General features: G+C 71.5%; 20 protein-coding genes and 1 tRNA gene. 8 read left to right on the forward strand and 13 right to left on the reverse strand.

Annotated features, from left to right (window positions below; genetic code table 11):
• Window positions 1-26: 26 nt before the first annotated feature.
• The 5 genes from AC07DC_RS08750 to AC07DC_RS08770 form a co-directional block, all read right to left on the reverse strand.
• Window positions 27-1,907 (reverse strand): copper resistance protein CopC, encoded by a 1,881-nt coding sequence (locus AC07DC_RS08750; protein WP_478913243.1) that lies wholly within the window; start codon window positions 1,905-1,907, stop codon window positions 27-29.
• 11 nt (window positions 1,908-1,918) lie between these two features.
• Window positions 1,919-2,401: a copper chaperone PCu(A)C gene (locus AC07DC_RS08755; protein ID WP_478913245.1), complete on the reverse strand. Its 483-nt coding sequence runs from the start codon at window positions 2,399-2,401 to the stop codon at window positions 1,919-1,921.
• The gene (locus tag AC07DC_RS08760) at window positions 2,398-3,042 is read right to left on the reverse strand and encodes an SCO family protein (RefSeq protein WP_478913247.1); all 645 of its coding nucleotides are present in this window, start codon (window positions 3,040-3,042) and stop codon (window positions 2,398-2,400) included. The genes AC07DC_RS08755 and AC07DC_RS08760 overlap by 4 nt, the downstream gene beginning before the upstream one ends.
• Window positions 3,043-3,196: 154 nt before the next feature.
• Window positions 3,197-3,916, reverse strand: a complete 720-nt coding sequence (locus AC07DC_RS08765) for a YcnI family copper-binding membrane protein (protein ID WP_478913248.1) — start codon at window positions 3,914-3,916, stop codon at window positions 3,197-3,199.
• A gap of 111 nt (window positions 3,917-4,027) precedes the next feature.
• Window positions 4,028-4,801 carry a hypothetical protein gene (locus tag AC07DC_RS08770; RefSeq protein WP_478913250.1) on the reverse strand — a complete coding sequence of 258 codons (774 nt, stop codon included), beginning with the start codon at window positions 4,799-4,801 and terminating at the stop codon, window positions 4,028-4,030.
• Between the two features lie 206 nt (window positions 4,802-5,007).
• Between AC07DC_RS08770 and AC07DC_RS08775 the strand changes: the two genes are divergently transcribed.
• Window positions 5,008-5,451: an ATP-binding protein gene (locus tag AC07DC_RS08775; RefSeq protein WP_478913251.1), complete on the forward strand. Its 444-nt coding sequence runs from the start codon at window positions 5,008-5,010 to the stop codon at window positions 5,449-5,451.
• A 21-nt stretch (window positions 5,452-5,472) separates the two neighbouring features.
• On the opposite strand, the gene AC07DC_RS08780 is transcribed toward AC07DC_RS08775, so the two are convergent.
• From AC07DC_RS08780 to AC07DC_RS08790, 3 genes are all read right to left on the reverse strand, one after another.
• Entirely contained in the window at window positions 5,473-6,006 is a 534-nt protein-coding gene (locus AC07DC_RS08780) for an ArsR/SmtB family transcription factor (protein ID WP_478913253.1), read from the reverse strand.
• Between the two features lie 72 nt (window positions 6,007-6,078).
• A complete protein-coding gene (locus AC07DC_RS08785) occupies window positions 6,079-7,533 on the reverse strand; it encodes an aminopeptidase P family protein (protein WP_478913255.1) in 1,455 nt (484 codons plus the stop codon).
• A gap of 184 nt (window positions 7,534-7,717) precedes the next feature.
• Entirely contained in the window at window positions 7,718-9,229 is a 1,512-nt protein-coding gene (locus tag AC07DC_RS08790) for a PP2C family protein-serine/threonine phosphatase (RefSeq protein ID WP_478913257.1), read from the reverse strand.
• Window positions 9,230-9,799: 570 nt separating this feature from the next.
• On the opposite strand from AC07DC_RS08790, the gene AC07DC_RS08795 reads away from it, so the two are divergent.
• Complete coding sequence (locus tag AC07DC_RS08795) at window positions 9,800-10,486, forward strand: bifunctional DNA primase/polymerase (protein ID WP_478913259.1); 687 nt, start codon at window positions 9,800-9,802, stop codon at window positions 10,484-10,486.
• A 178-nt stretch (window positions 10,487-10,664) separates the two neighbouring features.
• Window positions 10,665-11,327 (forward strand): hypothetical protein, encoded by a 663-nt coding sequence (locus AC07DC_RS08800; RefSeq protein ID WP_478913261.1) that lies wholly within the window; start codon window positions 10,665-10,667, stop codon window positions 11,325-11,327.
• A 301-nt stretch (window positions 11,328-11,628) separates the two neighbouring features.
• On the opposite strand, the gene AC07DC_RS08805 is transcribed toward AC07DC_RS08800, so the two are convergent.
• The 3 genes from AC07DC_RS08805 to AC07DC_RS08815 all read right to left on the reverse strand — a co-directional run bounded on the left by AC07DC_RS08805 (window position 11,629) and on the right by AC07DC_RS08815 (window position 14,335).
• Window positions 11,629-12,591, reverse strand: coding sequence for a DUF5926 family protein (locus tag AC07DC_RS08805; RefSeq protein ID WP_478913263.1), 963 nt, complete (start codon window positions 12,589-12,591; stop codon window positions 11,629-11,631).
• A 221-nt stretch (window positions 12,592-12,812) separates the two neighbouring features.
• Window positions 12,813-13,358: an ATP-binding protein gene (locus AC07DC_RS08810; RefSeq protein WP_478913265.1), complete on the reverse strand. Its 546-nt coding sequence runs from the start codon at window positions 13,356-13,358 to the stop codon at window positions 12,813-12,815.
• Window positions 13,359-13,501: 143 nt separating this feature from the next.
• Window positions 13,502-14,335, reverse strand: a complete 834-nt coding sequence (locus AC07DC_RS08815; RefSeq protein ID WP_478913267.1) for a glycerophosphodiester phosphodiesterase — start codon at window positions 14,333-14,335, stop codon at window positions 13,502-13,504.
• A gap of 179 nt (window positions 14,336-14,514) precedes the next feature.
• On the opposite strand from AC07DC_RS08815, the gene AC07DC_RS08820 reads away from it, so the two are divergent.
• Complete coding sequence (locus tag AC07DC_RS08820; RefSeq protein ID WP_478913269.1) at window positions 14,515-16,218, forward strand: S1C family serine protease; 1,704 nt, start codon at window positions 14,515-14,517, stop codon at window positions 16,216-16,218.
• A 61-nt stretch (window positions 16,219-16,279) separates the two neighbouring features.
• Window positions 16,280-16,366, forward strand: a tRNA-Ser gene (locus AC07DC_RS08825).
• 72 nt (window positions 16,367-16,438) lie between these two features.
• Here AC07DC_RS08825 and AC07DC_RS08830 read toward each other — a convergent pair.
• Both AC07DC_RS08830 and AC07DC_RS08835 read right to left on the reverse strand, forming a co-directional pair.
• Entirely contained in the window at window positions 16,439-16,669 is a 231-nt protein-coding gene (locus AC07DC_RS08830) for a LexA family protein (RefSeq protein ID WP_478913270.1), read from the reverse strand.
• A 159-nt stretch (window positions 16,670-16,828) separates the two neighbouring features.
• On the reverse strand, window positions 16,829-17,689 hold the full coding sequence (locus tag AC07DC_RS08835) for a bifunctional DNA primase/polymerase (RefSeq protein WP_478913272.1): 861 nt from the start codon (window positions 17,687-17,689) through the stop codon (window positions 16,829-16,831).
• A gap of 338 nt (window positions 17,690-18,027) precedes the next feature.
• On the opposite strand from AC07DC_RS08835, the gene AC07DC_RS08840 reads away from it, so the two are divergent.
• From AC07DC_RS08840 to AC07DC_RS08850, 3 genes are all read left to right on the forward strand, one after another.
• A complete protein-coding gene (locus AC07DC_RS08840; protein ID WP_478913274.1) occupies window positions 18,028-18,333 on the forward strand; it encodes a hypothetical protein in 306 nt (101 codons plus the stop codon).
• A gap of 263 nt (window positions 18,334-18,596) precedes the next feature.
• Window positions 18,597-19,880, forward strand: a complete 1,284-nt coding sequence (locus AC07DC_RS08845) for an acyl-CoA dehydrogenase family protein (protein WP_478914080.1) — start codon at window positions 18,597-18,599, stop codon at window positions 19,878-19,880.
• Window positions 19,877-20,857, forward strand: coding sequence for a bifunctional MaoC family dehydratase N-terminal/OB-fold nucleic acid binding domain-containing protein (locus tag AC07DC_RS08850; RefSeq protein ID WP_478913275.1), 981 nt, complete (start codon window positions 19,877-19,879; stop codon window positions 20,855-20,857). The genes AC07DC_RS08845 and AC07DC_RS08850 overlap by 4 nt, the downstream gene beginning before the upstream one ends.

Below are 20,857 nucleotides of genomic sequence, written 5' to 3' on the forward strand. Positions count from 1 at the left end.
CTGTTCGCCGGTCGTCTGCTGCTCGGTCATGACGTGATCTCTACGTTCCTGGTCTCGGTCACCTGGTCGATCTCCGAGGTCCGCACGGTGATGGACACCTGCCAGGTCCCGGCCATCGGCAGCTGTACCGAGGCCGCGGTCCAGTGGCCGACGTCGAGGTGCTGGAGCGGTACGGACAGCGGCCCGATGTTCTTGGCCTTGAGGGTGAAGTCGAGCTTCACCTCGGGCACGTCGACCGGCACCGGATCCGCGCCGGAGATCAGGACGTGCACCTCGTTCTGGCCGACCCGTCCCGGGTCGATGGTGATCAGGGCCTGGCCCTTCCCCTTGGCGCCGCCCGCGTCGTACGGGATGCGCACGCTGAGCGGCAGCCCCGACGAGGTGGCGGGCGCGGGCGCGGAACCGGTTTTCTCCTGCGCCGCGCGGCCGGGCTGGGTGCCGGTGAGCAGCGTCGTCACGGCGAGGACGACGACGGCCACCACGACTTCGGCCAGCACGGACTTGCGCAGCCCGTTGCGTTCGAGGTCCGCCTCGCGGGTGCGTTTGGCCTGGGTCTTGTCCCGCGCGGTGCGCTGGAGCCGCAGCTGCGCCTGGCGCGCGGGGTCGGTGGACGAGCCGGCCACGACGCGCTCCGGCCGCTTGACGGCCGCCGCGGCGGTGACGGAGACGGCGGGCGCACCGAGCCGCGCGGTCCAGCGTCGCGACAGCCAGGCCAGCTCGACGAGCAGGACGACCAGGCCGATCTTGACGAGCAGCAGCTGCCCGTACGAGGTGGAGACGAAGGCGTCCCACGAGCCGAGCTGCCGCCAGGACTGGTAGATGCCGGTGGCGACCAGCGTCGTCACCGCCGCGAAGCCGATGCGCGAGAAGCGCTGGACGGCTTCGCGTTCGATGCCGAGCCCCGCCACCAGCGAGGTCAGCAGGGCGGTCAGGCCGCCCAGCCACACCGCCATCGACAGCAGGTGCACGATGTCGACCGGCATGGCGAGGCCGGACTGGATGCCGACGGAGGCGTGTTCGGCCATCGCCCAGGTCGCGGCGATACCCGTCGCGATGACCCCGCCGCCGATGCCCAGACCCCAGGCGAGGTCGGCGCGCTCGGCGCGCTCGCTCTCGTTGGTGGGCGTCCCGCGTTTGGCGTACGAGCCGAACAGGACCGCCAGGAAGACGGCGGCGGCGGCGAGCAGCAGCAGCCGGGACAGCAGGGCGGCGCCCGGGCGGGTGTTCAGGACGTCGCGCATCACGCCGAGGTCGAGCGCGTCCCCGAGCCCACTGCCGTTCACATAGGGCCCGCGCAGCATCAGCAGCGCGATGGTGGACGCGACGAGCGCGACCCAGCCGCCGACCGCGATCCGCTGCATGGGGCGCAGCAGCGCGCCGCGCGGCCAGCACACGGCGAGGAAGACGGAGGCGCCGACGAGCAGCGCGAATCCGGCGTAGGCGACGTAGCGCCCGATGCCGTAGAGGACGCCGGCGGGGCCGCCGCCGACGGCCTGGTCCTGCTCGGAGAGGACGACGGTGGTCTTGGACGGGGCCCCGACGGAGAACGTGAACGCGCCCGCGACCGGGTGGCTGTCCTCCGAGACGGCCTTCCAGGCGACGGTGTAGGTCCCGTCGCCGAGCCCGGCGCGCAGCGCGACCACGGCGGTGGAGCTGTTGCCGTTGGCGTGCTGCGGTGTGCCGCTGTCCACCCGGCCGCCGGCGGGGTCGAGGACCCGCAGCGAGTCGGCGGACAGCAGCACTCCTTCGGAGAAGGTGAGCAGCACCTGCTGCGGCGCCGTCTTGACGACGGAGTCCTCCCCGGGGGTGGTGTTCAGCAGCGCGGCATGCGCCGAAGCCGGGGCGGCGGCCCCGAGCACGACGGCGAGCAGGGCGCCCAGTACGACCAGCGCACGCCTGATGGTCATCGTTGCTCCCCTCAGTCCTTCGGCCGGTAGCCGGTCGGCTCGACCGGCACGGTGACGCCGATCGGGCCGGCCTCGGCGAAGTGCAGTTCCATGGAGACCTTGTCGCCGGCCACCGGCTTGTGCGTGAGTTCCATCAGCATCAGGTGGTTGCCGCCGCTGCTGAGCGTAAGCCGCCCGCCCGCCGGCACGGTGAGGGAGTTCACCTTGCGCATCCGGTTCTCCGCGGTGGTGTGCATGGTGATGTCGGCCGCCAGGTCGCTGCTGACCGAGGTGAGTTCCGCGTCGGTGTCGCCGGTGTTGGTGACCGTGAAGTACCCGGCGGCCATGTCGGCCATCACCGGCTGCGGTATGTACGCCCCGCTCACCGAGAGTTTCGGCCCTTTCGCGCCGGCGTGTGCCGAGGCGTCCGACGCCGAGGAACAGCCGGCGAGCGCGAGGGCGGCGGCGAGGGCGACCGTCAGGGCGACGGCTGTCGCGGGCGTCCGGCGCCTCACGGGGCCACGCTCCCGATGATCTTCGGCAGGTCGGCGGCGAACTCGTCCGCGGTGGTGCCCGACATGTAGAGCACATGCCCCTTGTCGTCCTTCGGCCAGAAGGCCAGGACTTCGGCGCCGTGCGTGACGGTGATGCTGCCGTCCTTCTCCTTCACCGGTTTGTCGATGCCGATGCCGACGGATTTGGCGGCCTTCTGGATCGTGCCGAAGTCGCCGGTCAGACCGATGAAGTTCTTGTCCTGGGCGGCCAGCCACTCGCCGAGGCGCTGAGGGGTGTCGCGTTCGGGGTCGGTGCTGACGAACACGACCCGCAGCTTCTCCTGGTCGGCCTTGGACAGCCGTGACGTGGCGATGGCGAGGTCGCTCATCGTCGTCGGGCACACGTCGGGGCAGTGGGTGTAGCCGAAGAAGAGCAGAACGGGACGGCCCGCCGTCTCCTTGACCAGGTTGTACGGCTTGCCGTGGGTGTCGGTGAGCGTCAGTTCCGGCTTGCTGAAGGGGGCGTCGAGGAGGGTGCCCGGCTTGGACGCCGCTCCGGAGACGACCGCGAGCGGCTCCTTGGAGTCGCCGCCGGAGGCCCCGCATCCGGCGAGGGCCGCGACGGCCGCCAGGGCCACGCCGATCTTGATCGTTGTGCGCATTGAGGATTCCCGAGGAGTGCGATGGCGGGGCCGGGCGGCCGTACCGGTCGACGGCGTACTGATGCAACGGCGAACCGGGCCCGCAGGTCCCGGTTCTGCGGAACGGAGCATCAGAAGTGCCGAAAACGTGCCTTACGGCCGCCCGGCCGGTGCGTCAGGCGGAGGTGCGGCGGCGTCCCGCCAGGACACCGAACGCGACACCGATGACGCCGATGACGATTCCGGCGATGCCCAGGATCCGCGCGGTCGAGTCGCTGCTGTCGGAATTCGCGGCCGCCGCGGTCGTCGTGTCCTTCGCCTTGGTGTCGGCGGCGGGGGCCGCGGCGCCGTGGGCGTCCGCCGCCGCGGTCAGCTTCAGCGCGGGCGCCGGGTTCGCCGGCTCGGCCGCACCGGGCTTCTCCTCCTCGATCCAGCGCACGACCTCGTTGTTCGAGTACGTCTGGAGGGCCTTGAAGACCAGCTGGTCCGTGTCGTCGGGAAGCGGGCCGAACGAGACGGGGAACTGCTGGAACTGGCCGGGCTCGATGGTGCCGCCGCTCCAGGTGATCTTCGTGACGGCCTCGGTGATCTGCTTGCCGTGCATGGTCAGCGGCTTGGCGAGCTTGGTCTTGGTGACCTCCACCTTCCAGCCGGGCACGGCCTGGGTGGAGACGGACGCGATCGGGTGGTCCGCCGGCAGGTTCACTTCGAGCTTGATCGTCGAGGCGTTGTCCCGCTCGTTCGGGACCTTGAACGCGACGGTGCTGTAGCCGCCCTTGGGGGCCGTGCCGGGCTGGACGGAGACATGGGCGAAGGCCGGTACGACGGCCATCAGCAGCGCGGAACCGGTGAGCGCGCCGACGGTGGTCAGGCGGCGCATGCGGGAACTGTTCATGAGGCAGGACTCCACGGTGAGTGGTGAGGGAAGGGTCGGCGCGTATGCGGCACGCGCGAGACCGCCGCCCCCCGTGGCCGGTGGAAACCGGACCGGTGGAGACCGCTCGCGTCAGACCGCCAGGGCGTAGGCCGGTGGCCCGCGCCGCGCCATGCTGTGGCGCAGCCGTACGCTTCCCGCCAAAATCTGCCCGGCGGCGAACCGGCGCGGCCGGAGCGCGCGGAGCCGGCCGTCGACCGATTCCGCGACCATGACGCGCACCAGCGCGCCGAGCGCGCCGCGCAGCACGTCGGCCGACAGGCCCACCAGCCGCCACAGGGCGGCCTCGCCGCGCTGCAGCAGCCAACCGGTGGCCAGCGCGGCGAACAGGTGGGCGAGCAGCATCGGCAGCGAGTACGCCATCGCCGAGTGCATGCCGGCGTCACCCGATCGAGTGACAGGGCTCATGGACATCGCCGACGCCGGGTCGATTCCGGCGTGGCGGACGATCCGTTCCGCGCTCTGCTGGGTGAGGGCCGTGCCCGCGGTGTGGCTGCCGCACAGCAGGCGGCCGGCCAGTGCCATGACGCCGGCGGCGCCGTTCTGACCCGTGGCGGGTTCCGCGCAGGCCTGTCCCGCGCCGAACACGGCGTGCAGCGCGAGCTGCCCCAGAGCGAGTGTCGTGGCGATCCCCCGCAGCGACCGTTCCCGCCCGGCCAGCGGCGCGGCGACGGCGAAGACCGCGAGGCTGCCCACCACCAACGCCCCCACCGGCACCCCGTTGCGGGACGCCAGTCCGTGCCCGGCCGCGGACAGCACGACACAGACCGCGGTGAAGAGCGTGGCCCGCAGCAGTCGCAGCCCGGCGCCCGCGCGCGTGGGGGAAACGAGGGAAGGGGAAGCCATGACGGGCGTCATCCTCTCACCGCTCCGAACGGGCGCATACGGGGGGTGTCCGGCTTGCGGGGGGTGCGGCCGACTCGTCCTTTTACACCTGTACGCCGGGGTCCCACATCCGCCGAATGAGCGGCATCACGTCAAGAGGACGCTTACGGGGCGCAATTCGTGGCTATAGGTATCCGTAAGTCGAGCCGCGGCCTGGAGGCTGGAGCATGAGCATCTGGTGGTCTCTCCACTTGCGGCGCGAGGCCGCGAGCGTTCCGCTCGCCCGACGGCTGCTGCTGGGGACGATGCAGACCGCCGGTGTGGATCCGGAGATCTGTTACGACCTGTCGGTGGCGTTGTCCGAGGCCTGTGCGAACGCGGTGGAACACGCGGGCGAGGGTGACTACAGCGTGACGGCGCGCATCGACGGCGACCGCTGCCGTATCGAGATCGCGGACTCCGGTCCGGGTTTCGCGCCCGACCGGCCACGCCACCAACTCGCCCGTCCGCTGGCCATGAAGGGCCGGCACGCCGAGGACGGACGGGGACTGTTTCTCATCGAGGCGCTGGTGGACCACGTCCACTTCCACAACCGGCCGGGCCGGGGCGCTGTGGTGACGATCGACAAGGTCCTCAAGTGGCGGGACGACTCGCTGCTCAAGGCGTCCTGAGCTGAACGAGGCCTGCCGGCGCTAAGGGGCGGCAGGGCCCTCCTCCGCCTCCTCCTCTGCCTGCAGGAGGAACGCCATCACCGTGGCGCCGAGCAGGACCGAGCCGGGGGTGTGCGGGGCGCGGGCGGCCTCGTGCAGGTCGGCGAGGAGTTCCGCCGTGCGGGTACGGAACGTGTCCCAGGCCTCGGGCGCCACCCACAGTTCCGCGTCCGAGGTCACGCCCTCCTGCCCCGGCGCCCGACGGGCGGCCCGGACCCGCAGGTTGTGCGCGAGCGCCTCGGCGAGCAGCGGGGTGCCGTCCTGCCGGTCGGAGAGCGGGGTGCCGTGCACGGTGCGGTAGCGCCGTTCCCTGCCGCCGCGGTGGGAGCGGACCTCGCTGAGCTCGACGAGGCCGGCCGCGTCCAGCCGGCGCAGATGCTGGCTGGCGAGCGCGTGCGAGATGTCCAGTTCCCGGGAGAGCTCCGCCGCGGAGAGCGGGGAGGCCCACATCAAGGACAGCATGCGCAGCCGTACCGGATGGGCCATGGCGCGCAGCGCGGGGTCGGTTGTCGTCACGGCGGTCAGTAAACCGCCCCGGGTGCCGGACCGCGGCGCCCGAGGCGGATTACATGTCACGCGTCGCGTGGGTCAGCCCTTGAGGCCGGCCATCCACGCCTCGACCTCGTCCGAGCGGCGCGGCAGCCCTTCCGACAGGTTCCGGTTGCCGTCGGCGGTGACGAGGATGTCGTCCTCGATGCGGACGCCGATGCCGCGGTACTCGGCCGGCACCGACTCGTCGTCCGCCTGGAAGTACAGACCGGGCTCGACGGTCAGCACCATGCCGGGCTCCAGCACGCAGTCGACGTACGTCTCGGTGCGCGCCTGCGCGCAGTCGTGGACGTCCAGGCCGAGCATGTGGCCGGTGCCGTGCAGGGTCCAGCGGCGCTGCAGCGCGAGCTCCAGGACCCGCTCGACCGGGCCCTCGACGAGGCCCCACTCGACGAGCTTCTCGGCGAGTACGCGCTGCGAGGCGTCGTGGAAGTCGCGGTAGGCGGCGCCGGGCTTGACCGCCGCGATGCCCGCCGACTGCGACTCGTAGACCGCGTCGTAGATCTTGCGCTGGATGTCGCTGAACCGGCCGTTGATCGGCAGGGTGCGGGTGACGTCGGCGGTGTAGAGGCTGTGGGTCTCCACACCGGCGTCCAGGAGCAGCAGTTCGCCGGAGCGGACCGGGCCGTCGTTGCGCACCCAGTGCAGGGTGGTGGCGTGCGGTCCTGCCGCGCAGATCGAGCCGTAGCCGATGTCGTTGCCCTCGACGCGGGCGCGGAGGAAGAACGTCCCCTCGATGTAGCGCTCGGAGGTCGCCTCGGCCTTGTCCAGGACCTTGACGACGTCCTCGAAGCCGCGGGCGGTGGAGTCGACCGCCGCCTGCAGCTCGCCGATCTCCCACTCGTCCTTGACCAGCCGCAGCTCGGAGAGGAACTCCTTCAGCTCGGCGTCGCGCTCGGCGGTGACCTTGTCGGTCAGCGCGCCCTCGACGGCCGCGTCATAGCCGCGCACGACCCGGACCGGGCCGGTCGCCACGGCCAGCTGCGCGACGACCTCGCGGACGTCCGCGCACGGCAGGCCGAGCAGCTGGGCGCCCTCGGCGAGGCTGTTGCGTCGGCCGGTCCACAGCTCGCCCTGGCCGTCGAGCCAGAACTCGCCGTTCTCGCGGCTGGAGCGGGGGAGCAGGTACGCCGTGGCGTCGTGCCGCCCCTCGCCGCCCTTGGCGGGCTCCAGGACCAGGACGGCGTCCTGCGTCTGGTCGCCGGTGAGGTGGACGTACTCGCTGGACGCGCGGAAGGGGTATTCCGTGTCGTTGGAGCGCGTCTTGAGGTTCCCCGCCGGGATGACCAGCCGCTCGCCCGGGAAGCGGGCGGACAGCGCGGCCCGGCGGCGGGCGGCGTGGGGCGCCTGGGCGATCGGCTGCAGGTCGTGCAGTTCGGTGTCGGCCCAGTCGGACTTCATCAGCTCGGCGAGCTCGTCGGAGACCTCGGGGTAGAGACCGTTCTTACGCTGCTTGATCGGCTGCTCTTCGGCCGCTTCGACCTCTTCGGACACGTCCTGCCTCCTCGCAATAGACCGATCCATCGTATGTGCGTACGGAAGGTCCACTACAGGGGGCTTAAGTCACCAAGTGCGGCAAAGCGGACCTGGTGGGGTCCGCTCTACCCGGATTGTTCCTGAATGTGTGCCTGGTCACGTCCTGGTCGTGTGTCCGGCCGGCGGGTGGCCGGGTGGGAGTTCAGTCGAAGCGGACGGCGAGCAGGACGACGTCCTCCGGGCTGTCGAGCGTGTCGAGCCCGTCCGGCAGCACGGTGCGCAGCACGTGGTCGGCGAGCAGGTCCGGGTCGTCGCGGGTGGCGCGGGGCGCGCTCTGGGCGGCGGCGTGCAGCCGGGCCAGCGCGCGGTCCATCGGTTCGCCGGTGCGGTGCAGCAGGCCGTCGGTGTAGAGCAGCAGCGTCTCGCCCGGCTCCGGCCGGACCTCGACGCTGGGCGCCTCCCAGCAGCTCAGCATGCCCAGGGGGGCGGAGAGCGAGGTCTCGACGTATTCGAGCCGGTGCTCGCCGATGATCAGTGGCGGGCAGTGTCCCGCGCCGGCCATCACGAGCTTGTGGCGTTCGGGCTCCGCGTACGCGAACAGCGCGGTCGCCGAGCGGGCGGGCTCGGTGAGCCGCAGCAGCAGCTCCAGGTCGGACAGGACGGCGACCGGGTCCTCGCCCTCCATAACGGCGTAGGCCCGCAGCGAGGCCCGCAGCCGACCCATCGCGGCGACCGCGCTCGGCCCGGAGCCCGTGACGCCGCCGACCGCGAGGCCGAGCGCGCCCTCGGGGAGCGGCAGCGCGTCGTACCAGTCGCCGCCGCCGCGCGGCCCGGTGTGGTGCCGTACGGCCATCCGCACGCCGGCGACGCGCGGCAGCCGGGCGGGCAGCAACTCCTCGGCGAGGGTGGCGACGGTGGTGCGGGCGCGGGTCACTTCCAGCTGGCGGGCGATGTGTTCGGCCGCGTACCGGCCGTAGAGACCGACGAGATGGCGCTGGCGTTCGACCGGCTCGGCCGGTTCGTCGTAGAGCCAGACGGCCGCGGCGAGATGGCCGGTCCGCTCGGTGGTCAGTCGCAGCGCGTAGCTGGCGTCGAAGCCGAGGTGCGCGGCGACTTCGCGGTGGCGCGGGTCGAGGCCGGGCTCGTGCGGCAGATCGGGGTGGATGATCTCGCCGCGGCCCACGCGGCCGTCGCTCTCCGTGCCGCCGGACGCTTTCGCGGGCGCGTTCGCGTCCAGGACGTCAGCGGCGCCGTCGGTTCCCTCGATGCCCTCGGCGCCGTCGGAGCTCTGGGCGCTGTCGCCGATGTCGGCGGCGCTCTCGTCGGGGCCGTCGATCAGGATCCCGTAGGAGGCGGCGCCGTGCGGCACGGTCTCGATGGTGCCCAGGTCGGCGTGGCCGAGGCCGAGGCCGACGGTGGTGTCGGGGCCGAGCCGGTCGGCGGGTTCCAGCACGAGCAGACCACGGCGGGCGCCGACCAACGCGGCACCGGCGCGCAGCACTTCGCGCAGCGCCTCGTCGAGGCCGGTGGTGCGGGCGAGACGCTCGGTGAGCTCGTGAAGTGTGGTGAGATCGGAGATCCAGCAGGCCAGCCGGTCCTGGACGGCTGCGAGCCGATCCACGGGGCGGCATTCGGCCGCAGGGGCGGAAGTGTGTGGCGCGGCGGGAATGGGTGGCTTGGTTCCGGCCACTTTTGGCACCCGGGTGGTGCTCATGGCCGACGGCTTCCCGTGAGATCACGGCCTGAGCGACGAACAGTGCTATTTGTCAGCGATTCAGGATTTTTACCGACTCGCGTACGGGGCTTGATGAAGCAGGTCAATTGCGTCAATAGCATCGCAAACCCCCAGATCGTGCTGCGCCGCTACCAGGTTTCCACTTGTACACGCCTGATCGTGGGCATGTCCAGGATTGTGCTGGTAGAAGGAGTGGTGTCGTGCTCCGAAAGCTTGGCCGAAAATGACCACACCCGAAGACAATTGACGGTCGACTGATGCCGTCCAACAGCGCGTCATATTCACGGTGGTGGGTAGGAACCCGGTGTCTGGCTCAAGCGTCCTACTAGTAGATGACGGCCGGCCTACCCCCGAGTGGCGGGGTGTTCCCACACCCAGCGGAACCGCACAGCGCGGCAGACAGAACAGCAAGCGCCATGCGTGCGCCACCCCTCGCCACGTTCCACGCTCGGCTAGCAGCGTGATGCGCTGCCTTGTAAGCGGTGTGCTCGAGATTACGTTGTGTCATGGGCAGATCCTCTGAGCGTTAACGGAAAGGAACTTTGCGCTATGCGCGAGATCCTCGGAAGGCGACGCAAGCTCTCGTTCCGATGGAGGGGCCAGTCCGCGCTGCTCAGCGCGGTTCTCACCTACACCGAACAGTGGAAATGGCCGGTGGTGCCCGGTGTCGGGTACGACCGCCGCGGTTCCTGGCGGGCGGCGGGCGCGCAGCCGTGCGCCTGCCCGCGCCCCGACTGCCCCGTACCCGGGGTGCACCCGCACGACCCCGGACTCATGGCCGCCACCCGCGACCCGCGGATGGTCCGCTGGTGGTGGACGGCCCGCCCCGACGCGCCCGTCGTGCTCGCGACGGGCGACCGCGTCTCGGCGGTCAGCCTGCCGGCCGTGGCCGGCGCGCGGGCACTGGACACCCTCGACCGGCTGGGCGTCCGGCTCGGCCCGGTGATGGCCACCCCGACCCGCTTCGTCCTGCTCGTCGCCCCGTACTCCCTGGAGGAGTTGGGCGAGTTGCTCGATTCCCACGAATGGGTGCCCAGCTCATTGCGCTATCACGGGCAGGGCGGCTACGTGGCGCTGCCGCCGTCGAGCACCAGCGCGGGGCAACTGCGGTGGATCCGGCCGCCGGTGGTCGACGAGGGCACCACGTCGCCGTGGCTGCCGGGCGTGGCGCTCATCGTGGACACCCTCGTCCGCGCCGGCCGGACGGCACCGGACGGGACGCACCTCACGTACTGAACGTACTCAGGGCGCCGCCCTGCGGCCGGGGCGCTGCGCTCGGTTGACGGCGTCACTCGTTCGGGTCGCAGCAAGGGGCCGTTGCCCGGTATACGGGGCAACGGCTCTCCTTTTGGCGTGATGGGCCCGATATGTTCGGCGCACCGCACCAGCCGCAATCCTTGACAGGTGGAACCCGATGGAGCGCGCCCCGAATCTGCGCATGATCGCCCTCACCAGCGTGATCGCGCTCGCGGTGGTGCTGCCGCTGGCCGCCGCCACCGCCGGTCCCGCCGGCCCCGCGGGTCCGCCGGCCCGCGCCGCGCGGAGCGACCGGCCGCAGTCCGTGCCCGGGGTGGCGGACGGCCCCGGTGCGGGGCCCGTCGACGGGCTGCTCCCGGCGCTCGGACCGGCCTCCGACGGTTCCACGACCACCGGGGCCGCCCCGAGCGGGTCGTCCGCGGGGTCGTCCACCGGAGCGTCCACCGGGTCGTCCGACGGTTCCGCCGCGCTGCGCCCTGTCGTGTCCTGCGGGCCCCAACTGAGCTCACCCGAGGGTATCCAGGCGCAGACCTGCACCATCGCGGTGGCCGGCGACACGTGGGCGCGTACGTACTACCGCAATGCGACCGGCGGCCCGCTCGGCGGCGTACTGATCCTGATGCGGCCGGACGGCCGGACGGTGCGGGTGGAGTGCACGATCGGGGCGGCGAACGGTCCGGGTTCGTGCGAGACCCCGCGCGAACGGACGGTGAAAGATGTTTCGCCGGATGATGGTGTGGCGCAGGAGTACAGCGCGGTTGCGGAGTTCGCTTCGGCGGGAAGTGAGCGAATGCTGCTACGAGCCGGTAGCAATCGGTAGCAATAGCTGAACAGAAAATCAGCCACAGTAGATCAACTTCCGGACATGGCCTGGTGAGGGCTGATCCGGACATGGCAAAACCCGGTCGCTGGCGACGGGGGATGCACCAGCGACCGGGCTGTTTAAACGGTAACAAGGTTTCTTCCGTACGCAAATTCGCGAGAAGGAAGCGGAAGGCGTAATTACCGGTGGGCGGCCGGAGTTGTGACCGGAGTCACTCATTCCTGGAGTCGGGAGCGGCGTCCGGTCCCGACTCCGGGACCGGACGCCCATCCCATGGACCGGACCGCCGCGAGGTGGCTCAGCTCAGCGTGATCTGCCGGTTCATGAAGCCGCTGCGGGCGCGTCGCTCGTCCCCGGTCAGCGGCGCGGTGGAACCGAGCGCCTCCAGCAGCCGCTCGCCGAACGCGGCGGCCGGCTTCTCGACCTCGTCCGCCCCCATCCCCACCGGCAGGTCCCATACCGGGACGACCAGCCCGTGCGCGCGGAACGAGCCGACCAGGCGGGTGTTGTCGCCGAGCGAGGACGCCCCGGCGGCGTGCAGCCGCGCCATGGCGTCGAGCAGCTGCTCCTCAGGGTGCGACATCACCCAGCGCAGGTGGTTCTTGTCCGGCGTCTCGCACCAGTACGCGGCGTCCACGCCGGACAGCCGGACGGTCGGGATGGCCGCGGCGTTGGCGCGTTCCAGCGAGGCGGCGATGTCGCCGGAGGCGTCACCGGCGTTCTCCAGCCAGAACTCGAACCCGGTGTGGACCACCGGCTCGAACGGCGCGTCCAGGTCCAGCAGGTCCTGCATGCGCGGTCCGTCGCCGTCCGTGCGCGCGCCCTCGATGGGCGTGCCCGGCTCGGCGGTCAGCGCGCGCTGCAGGATGTCGGCGAGACCGCGGCTGAGGTCGCCGGAGGCGGTGTCGTTCTGCAGCCCCAGCAGTACCTTGCCGCTGTCGCGGCGCAGCCCCGGCCACGCCATCGGCAGCACGGTCGCCAGCGTCAGCGACGGCACATCCGCGGGCAGCCCGCCCTTGAGCGTCAGCTCGACGGTGGCGGCCGGCACCAGCTCGCGCAGCGCCACCCAGTCGCATTCGCCGGGCAGCCCCTCGAAGGGCCGCAGGACCAGCTCGGTCACCGCGTGCGAGGCCTCGCGGCCGTGGCACGCCTTGTACCGGCGGCCGGAGTTGCAGGGGCACGGCTCCCGCGCGCCGACTACTGGGATTTCCCCGTCGACGATCTGCGGGGCATTCGTCTTCGTCGGGCGCTTCTTGGCCATGGCTCGATCTCTCCCGGTACGGCTACGTTTCGGCCGTGAGCCTAGCGCTCGACGGGCCGCACGCCGGAAACGCGCGGGGGAAACCTTCGACGGATCCGGGAAAGGGTGGCAAATAACCGCCGGCCGGAGTCGGGCCGGTGTTGGGCCTGAGCCGGGCCGAAGGGGTCGGAACGTCGAGCCCGACCGTTGAGCCGAAGCGTGGAGACCGTTGAGCCGGACCGCTACGGCAGATCGTCGAACGGGTCCGCGAAGTCGATCGGGATGTCCAGCCGCGGAGCCAGGTCGTCGCGCCGCGCGTGCCGGCTTCTGACCGGCAGCAGCGCCCATACCGTGACCTCGCCGGGCCCGTCCCGCACGCCCCAGCGCAGGGACAGGTTGTTGACGATGCCCAGGCCGCGGCCACCGCGTGCGGTGAGCGAGGGGCTGGCCGGCAGCGGGCGGGTCGGGCCGCCGCCGTCCGTCACTTCCACGCTGAGCAGGCCGTCGTCACCGAGCCGCCACGCGGCGCGGATGCCGCAGGGGTCGGCCACGGCATCGGCCCTGCCGGATCCCTCGTCCAGTCCGTCGCAGAGCGGACGCGCGTGCCGGTAGGAGTTGCTCAGCAACTCCGAAAGGATCAGCACCGCGTCGTCCACCACCGGCTCCGGCACCTCGTGCGCGCACAGCTCCCTGCGGAGCCTGCGCCGTGCCTCCGCCACGCCCATCGGACCATGGGACAGGGCCATGGTCGAGGACGTCGGCACCTCCTGGGCCACCACCAACGCCACCCCCGAGACCTCCTTCACCCCACGCCACGGGATGAATGCCCCCTTGGACTGGACCGGAAACAAGCCAACTGCGATCTATTGGGGCACTCACATCGGTCGAACACGGTCCGAACGCGCCGGTGCACTCCCCGTAATACCGTTATTTACCGCCCCAATTGGGACAGCACCTGCTTCGGTCGATTGGTGATGATCGCGTCGACCCCCAGCCGCACGCACAGGTCCACGTCCGCCGGCTCGTTCACCGTCCAGACATGGACCTGGTGCCCGGCCCGGTGCAGCCGTGCGACATACCCCGGATTCGCCCGCAGGATCCGCATGCTCGGACCGGCGATGCGCACCCCGGCGGGCAGCCGCCCGTCGCGGTGCCGCGGCGACACGTACTGCATCAGATAGACGGTCGGCAGCGCCGGCGCCGCCGTGTGCACGCGGCGCAGCGAACGGGACGAGAAGCTCATGACGCGCACCGCCGAGTGCTCCCCCGGCGGCGGGGCGGCGTCGAGGCCGAAGCGGCGCAGCAGTTCCAGCAGCCGGTCCTCGACCTGCCCCGCCCACCGGGTGGGGTGCTTGGTCTCGATCGCCAGCTCGACGCGTCGCTCGGTGTCCGCGACCAGCTCCAGCAGCCGCTCCAGGGTCAGCACGCTGCTGCGCTCGTCGTCGGTGGTGTCCGGGGCCTCGCCGTCGGTGTGCTGCCCCTTCCACGAACCGAAGTCGAGGGTGGCGAGATCGGCCAGTTCCATGGACGAGACCGCGCCGCGGCCGTTGGACGTACGGTTCACGCGCCAGTCGTGCACGCAGACCAGTTCGCCGTCGGCCGTCAGCCGGATGTCGCATTCGAGGGCGTCGGCGCCGTCCTCGATGGCCCTGCGGTAGGCCGCGAGCGTATGTTCGGGTACGTCCTCGGACGCCCCCCTGTGGGCGACGACCTGGATCGGGTTCCCGCCCGGGAACGCATCCCGGACCGCATGAGCAGAAGTCACCGGGCTATGGTGCCATCGCTGCGCGTCGCGGTGGAAAGCCGACCGCGCGCGCCTGGGCACCGCCACACCCCCGGCTCCATACGCGGGCCATACACAGCTACCGCTTACGGCGGTCCGACACCGCGTGGGAAATGCTGTGTCCAGCCTGACACCCGCGCTCTGACAATAGGAGAACCGCTGTGAGCACCGAGAACGAGGCCGGCCAGGTCCCGGCTGCGCCCGAATCCGGCGCGGAGTCGGTCGCGCCGGAGCACGGCGAACTCTCGAAGGCGGCCCTCCCGGCCGAACCTGTCGCTCCCGCCGCCCCGCCCGCGCCTCCGGCCGAGCCCCCGACCGCCGTCCTGCCCGTGGTGCCGGCCGACATCCCCGCTCCCGCCGCGCCGGTGACCGACGCCCTGCCCGCTCCGTCCCCGGCCTCCGTGTCGCAGGGCGATCCCACCCCGCCCGTGGCGTCCGCCGCGTACGAGCAGCCCGCCGCGGCCACGCCGTACGGGGAGCCCGCGGCCACGCCCTACGGTGAGTCCGCGCCGTCCGCCGCGTACGGTGAGCCCGCCGCCGCGGACCCGTACGCCACGCCGCCGGCCGTTCCGAACGTGGCGCCCGACCCGTCGCAGGCCCACGCCCAGCAGCCGTACGCGGGCGCTCCGCAGACGGCGCAGTTCCCGCAGTACGCCGGCGCGGTCCCGCAGCCCGGCCACCCGGGCGGTCCCGGCGGCCCGGTGTGGGGCGCCCACGTGCCCGTACCGCCGCCCGCCGAGCGCAAGCCGCGCGGCATGGGCTCGATGGTCGCCGCGGTGCTGGTGGCCGCGCTGGTCGCCGGTGGTGTCGGCGGTGGCGTCGGCTACTGGGCCGCGCAGCACGAGGACAACTCCAACTCCACCACCGTCAGTTCGTCCTCCGACCCCAAGGTCCTGGACCGCGCGCCGAACTCCGTGGCCGGCATCGCCGCCAAGGCGCTGCCGAGCGTCGTGACGATCGAGGCGTCGGGCGGCAGCGAGAGCGGCACCGGCACCGGCTTCGTCTTCGACAAGCAGGGCCACATCCTCACCAACAACCACGTGGTGGCCCCGGCCGCCGACGGCGGCAAGCTGACCGCGACGTTCTCCAACGGCAAGAAGTACGACGCCGAGGTCGTCGGCCGCGCCCAGGGTTACGACGTCGCCGTCATCAAGCTGAAGAACGCGGGTGACGCCAGGCTCGACCCGATCCCGCTCGGCGACTCCGACAGCACCAAGGTCGGCGACGCCACCATCGCCATCGGTGCCCCCTTCGGCCTCTCCGGCACCGTCACCACCGGCATCGTCAGCGCCATGCACCGTCCGGTCGCCTCCAGCGACGGACAGGGCGCCAGCGCCTCGTACATGAGCGCCATCCAGACCGACGCCTCGATCAACCCCGGCAACTCCGGCGGACCGCTCCTGAACGCCAACGGCGCGGTGATAGGGATCAACTCGGCCATCCAGTCCGCCGGCGGCGGCGACGGCCAGACCCAGGCGGGCAGCGTCGGCCTCGGCTTCGCCATCCCGATCAACCAGGCCAAGCGCGTCGCGACCAACCTCATCGCGACCGGCCAGCCCGTCTACCCGGTGATCGGCGTCTCCCTCGACACCCAGTACCGCGGCGAGGGCGCCAAGGTCACGGAGAACGGCAACAGCGGCAACCCGGCCGTCGTCCCCGGCGGCCCCGGCGACAAGGCGGGCCTGAAGCCCGGCGACATCATCACCAAGTTCGACGACACCGTCATCGACAGCGGACAGACCCTCATCGGCGCCATCTGGCAGCGCCAGCCCGGCGACAAGGTCACCGTCACCTACACCCGAGGCGGCAAGACCGCCACGGCAACCCTCACCTTGGGCAAGCGCGACGGCGACGAGAAGAACTGACCCTGGCCATCCCTCCGACCCGTTAGGCTGTAGCCGCTCCACCGCAGGTGGGCGGGGCGCGGGAGGATTGCCCGAGCGGCCTAAGGGAACGGTCTTGAAAACCGTCGTGGCAGCGATGTCACCGTGAGTTCGAATCTCACATCCTCCGCAGCAGCTCAGCGAAGGACCGCTTCACCGAAGGGGTGTCCGCAATGTGCGGGCGCCCCTTCGTCGTTCTCTTTCACAACCGGTGCACCTGGTAGGAGCGGTGGCGGCCCGGGACGCGGGACAGGACGCCCTTGCTCTCCATGATCTCCAGGTGGTGGGCGACCGTTGCGGGGCTGCGCAGGCCGACGGCCGCGCCGATCTCCCGGACGGTCGGCGGATAGCCGTAGAGGTCGGTCCACTCGACGATGACCTTCGCGATCTGCTCCTGCCGATCGGTCAGGTACCGGGGCCCGTCCGCGCTCATGGCCGCGCCCTCTCGTTCGTCACGCTTCTCATGGGGTCCGGTGCCGTGGCCCGGGTGGTCGTTTCTCGGCGGACTCCGTGGAGCGGCGAGCCGGCGCAGGGCGGTGCGCGCGGCGGGTGGGTGTCCGCCGCAGCTCGGTAATTCAAGCACGTGTTCGAATTATGGCGCAGCCTGGCGTGCGGCGGAGGCGATGGTGGCGGCGGCTTCCTGGCGGGGGAGGCCGGTCCGGGTGGCGGCGTCGATAAGGGCGGGGGCGAGGGATTCGCCGTGGCCGGATTCGTAGGCGCGGCAGGCGGCCCAGTACAGGCGCGTGTTGCGCTGGCCGCGCGGGGAGTCGCGGACGAACTGGAGGAGGGCGAGCGCGCGGTGGTGGGTGGTGCGCCGGGGTAACGGGGGCGGCGGTGGGGTGAGGAGGCGGAGCAGCCGGGCGGGGACCGGAGCCGCCGGGAGGCCGGGGGAGCGCGGCGCCAGCCGATAGCGGCCGGCGTTGGTGACGGAGCCGGGGCCGACGAGGTAGCCGCCGTGGCCCCGGACGTCGATGCCGGGTCCGGGGGCGGTGCCGGGCCGGCCGACGGAGTTGGGGACGGCGGCACCGGCAGGGCCGGTGAACCACAGGTGGCGGCCGCCGCTGGGGGTGAGGACGGTGACGGTCTCCGGGACGGCGAAGCCGTGTTCGCGCGCCAGAGCGGCGAGGGCGGTGACGCCGTCCAGGCCGTTCTTGACGTCCAGGTCGAGGCCGATGAGGTGGTGCGGGGCGCATCCGCAGGCGATGCCGTAGCCGGTGGCCCAGGGGGCGGCGGCGAACAGGGCGCGGACGGCGAAGGGTTCGGTGGTGGCGTCGTGCACGCCGTGGCCGATCGTGCCGCATTCGCCCAGGCAGCGAACGGGCGGGGATTCGCCGCGGTGCGGGGAGCGCACGGCCGGGAGTTTGGTGCGGGACAGGGGGATGACCGCCAGCTGTCGGGAAGCGGCGGCCAGGGCGTTGGCGAGCGCGGCGGCGTGCAGGACGGAAGGGGCCATGGATCCAGTTTCGTACGCACGTTCGAAAAAGGGGAGAGGGCGCAGGTGGGCGATCGGCCGAGGCGGGCGGTTGGCGCGAAGGTTGGCCGAAAATCTGCCTGAACGTTTCAGCTCTTGTGGGGCGGCGGAGAGGCCGGAGAAAAGAGGATGAAGGGTATTTCGCGGGCACTTTGAGGGTTTGTCGACAGATCGTCACGCTTGCGAGCTAAATAGGCCGTCTGGTCTGGTTCGCCGGGGATTGCGTGGGCAACTCTGATTCCGGCGACGTCGTACCAGTCGGCGGAGCGGTCGGCCAACCGTCCCGCACACCCCCGTTCTCGGTTCCCTGGAGGAACAACATGGCAAGCATCCGTACCTTCCGCGTCCTCGCTGCGGTGTCGGCACTCCCCCTCGCCGCGGTGCTCTTCGCGGGCACGGCAGCTGCTGACAACGGCGCCTTCGCCGGCGGCCACTCGAACGCGACCATCGTGAGCAACTCCGGTGGGAACGTGGGTGGTTCGAACCACGGGAATGTGACCACGACCCAGCAGGGCGCGAGCGGATCGGGCGCTTCGAACCAGAACAACACCGCGAGCGTGAACGGCTCCGGATTCACCGCGATCGAGCAGAGCAACGTGAACGTGCATTTCACCGAACTGTGGTGACGGGCCCGCGGGCACTTCGCCGAACCGTAGTGACGGGCCGGCGCTGACCGGATCAGTGACACGACCGCGCGGCGGCACGCTCAGTGCCGTCGCGCGGTCGCGTTCTCCCGGGAGGATGGTTCGGTGGCGCGGCGCCGGCCCGGTCAGCGGTCGTGAACTTTTGTCCACAGCCTGTGGACAACTTCTCATGCCTTGACAGGGCGGGGCGGGACGGAGAATCTGACGGTCAGTCAGAAATCTGCGAACCCGTGGAGGCCGTCGCCGTGCACCTCGCCCCCACCCCGCGCCAGCACCAGCTCCGGGCCGAGCTGCGCGAGTACTTCACCCGCCTGATACCTGAGGAGACCCGCGAGGCGCTCCGGGCCGAGCCGCCGGGCGGTCCGCTCGCCCGCGGCCTCCTCAAACGGATCGCCGCCGACGGCCTGCTGGGCCTCGGCTGGCCCACCGAGTACGGCGGACAGGGACGCGGCCCCGACGAGCAGTTCGTGTTCTTCGACGAGTCCTATCGGGCCGGCGCCCCCGTGTCGATGGTCACGCTCAACACCGTCGGCCCGACCCTGATGAAGTACGGGACGCCCGAGCAGAAGGCGTACTTCCTCCCCCGGATCCTCTCCGGCGACTGCGTCTTCGCGATCGGCTACACGGAGCCGGACGCCGGCACCGACCTCGCCTCCCTCCGCACCCGCGCCATCAGAACCGGACCGGACGAGGCTCGGAGCGAGGCCGAGAGAGAACCCGACGAGAGAGAACCTGACGAGGGAGAATCCGCCGAGGGAGAACCTGACGAGGGAGAACCCGCCGAGGGAGAAGCTTCCGGCGCAGCCGGTGGGTGGCTGATCGACGGCAACAAGACCTTCACCAGCAACGCCCAGGGCGCCGACTGGATCTGGCTCGCCTGCCGCACCGACCCGGAGGCGCCCAAGCACAAGGGCATCTCGATCATCCTCGTCCCGACCGACGCCCCCGGCTTCTCCTGGACCCCGATCCACACCGTCGGCGGCCAGACCACCAGTGCCACGTACTACGACGCGATCCGCGTCCCGTACGGCAACCTCGTCGGCGAGGAGAACGCCGGCTGGTCGCTGATCACCAACCAGCTCAACCACGAGCGGGTCGCGCTGGCCGCCATCGGCATGCAGGCCGAGGACTTCTACGACGCGGCGCTCGCGAGCGCCCGCACGCCCGACGAGAACGGCGCCCGCCGGATCGACACCCCCTGGGTCGCGTCCCGGCTGGCCGAGGCCCACGCCCGGCTCTCCGCGACCCGGCTGCTCAACTGGCGCCTGGTCCAGGACGTCGGCGCGGGCACCCTCACCCCGGGCGACGCGTCCGGCGTGAAGTTCGCCGGCACCGAGAGCGCGATCGAGATCTACCGCGCGCTGCAGGAGGCGGTCGGGGAGACCGCGCTCATCAGGGGCGGGGAGGCCGGAGAGCTGGAACGGATGAATCGGGCCGCGCAGATCAACACCTTCGGCGGCGGTGTCAGCGAGGTCCAGCGGGAGATCGTCGCGACGATGCGGCTCGGGATGAAGAGGAGCAAGCGGTGACGGGCGGACCGGTGGCAGACGAAGCGGTGACGGGCGAAGCGGGCACGGGCGGAGCAGCGGCCGACGATCTGTACGAGCGGCTCAAGGTCCATGTGGGGCAGATCGCCGCGGCCGGCGGCGAGGGCAAGGATCCGGTCAACGAGCCGATGATCCGGCACTGGTGCGAGGCGATGGGCCACCCGGTCCCCGCCGACGGTTCCGCCCCCGCCACCATGCTCCAGGTGTGGACCATGGGCGGGCTCTCCGGCCACACCGCGGGCACCGCGCGCGCCGGCGCCTACGACGAGGTCCTCACGCTCCTCGACGGGGCCGGCTACACCTCGGTCGTCGCGACCGACTGCGAGCAGGAGTACCTCCGGCCACTGCGTCCGGGCGACCGGATCACGTTCGACGCCGTCATCGAGTCCATATCGCCGCGCAAGACCACCAAGCTCGGCACCGGCCACTTCGTGACGACCCGGATGGACGTCCACGCGGACGGCGAGCTCTGCGGCACCCACCGCTTCCGCATCCTCAAATACACGCCGGCGAAGACCGCGAACACCACGAAGACCGCCACAACCACCCCCAAGCCCGCCGCGCAGCGCCCCCGCCCGGTGATCAACCGCGACAACGCCGCCTACTGGGAGGGCCTGGAGCGGCACGAGCTGCTCATCCAGCGCTGCTCCGGCTGTGGCACGCTGCGGCTGCCGTGGCTGCCGGGCTGCAACGCATGCGGCTCCCCGGACTGGGACACCGTCCGGGCCGCGGGCGAAGGCACCGTCTTCAGCTACGTCGTCATGCACCATCCGCCGTTCCCCGCCTTCGACCCGCCGTACGCGGTCGCCCTCGTCGAGCTGGCGGAGGGCGTGCGCATCCTCGGCAACGTCACGGGAGTGCCGTACGACAAGGTGCGCGCGGGGCTGCCCGTGACGCTCGAATTCCTGACGGTCGACGGCGAGTTCACGCTGCCCGTATTCCGCTCGGTGGAGGACTGA

It is taken from the genome of Streptomyces sp. NPDC045021 (assembly GCF_056432645.1).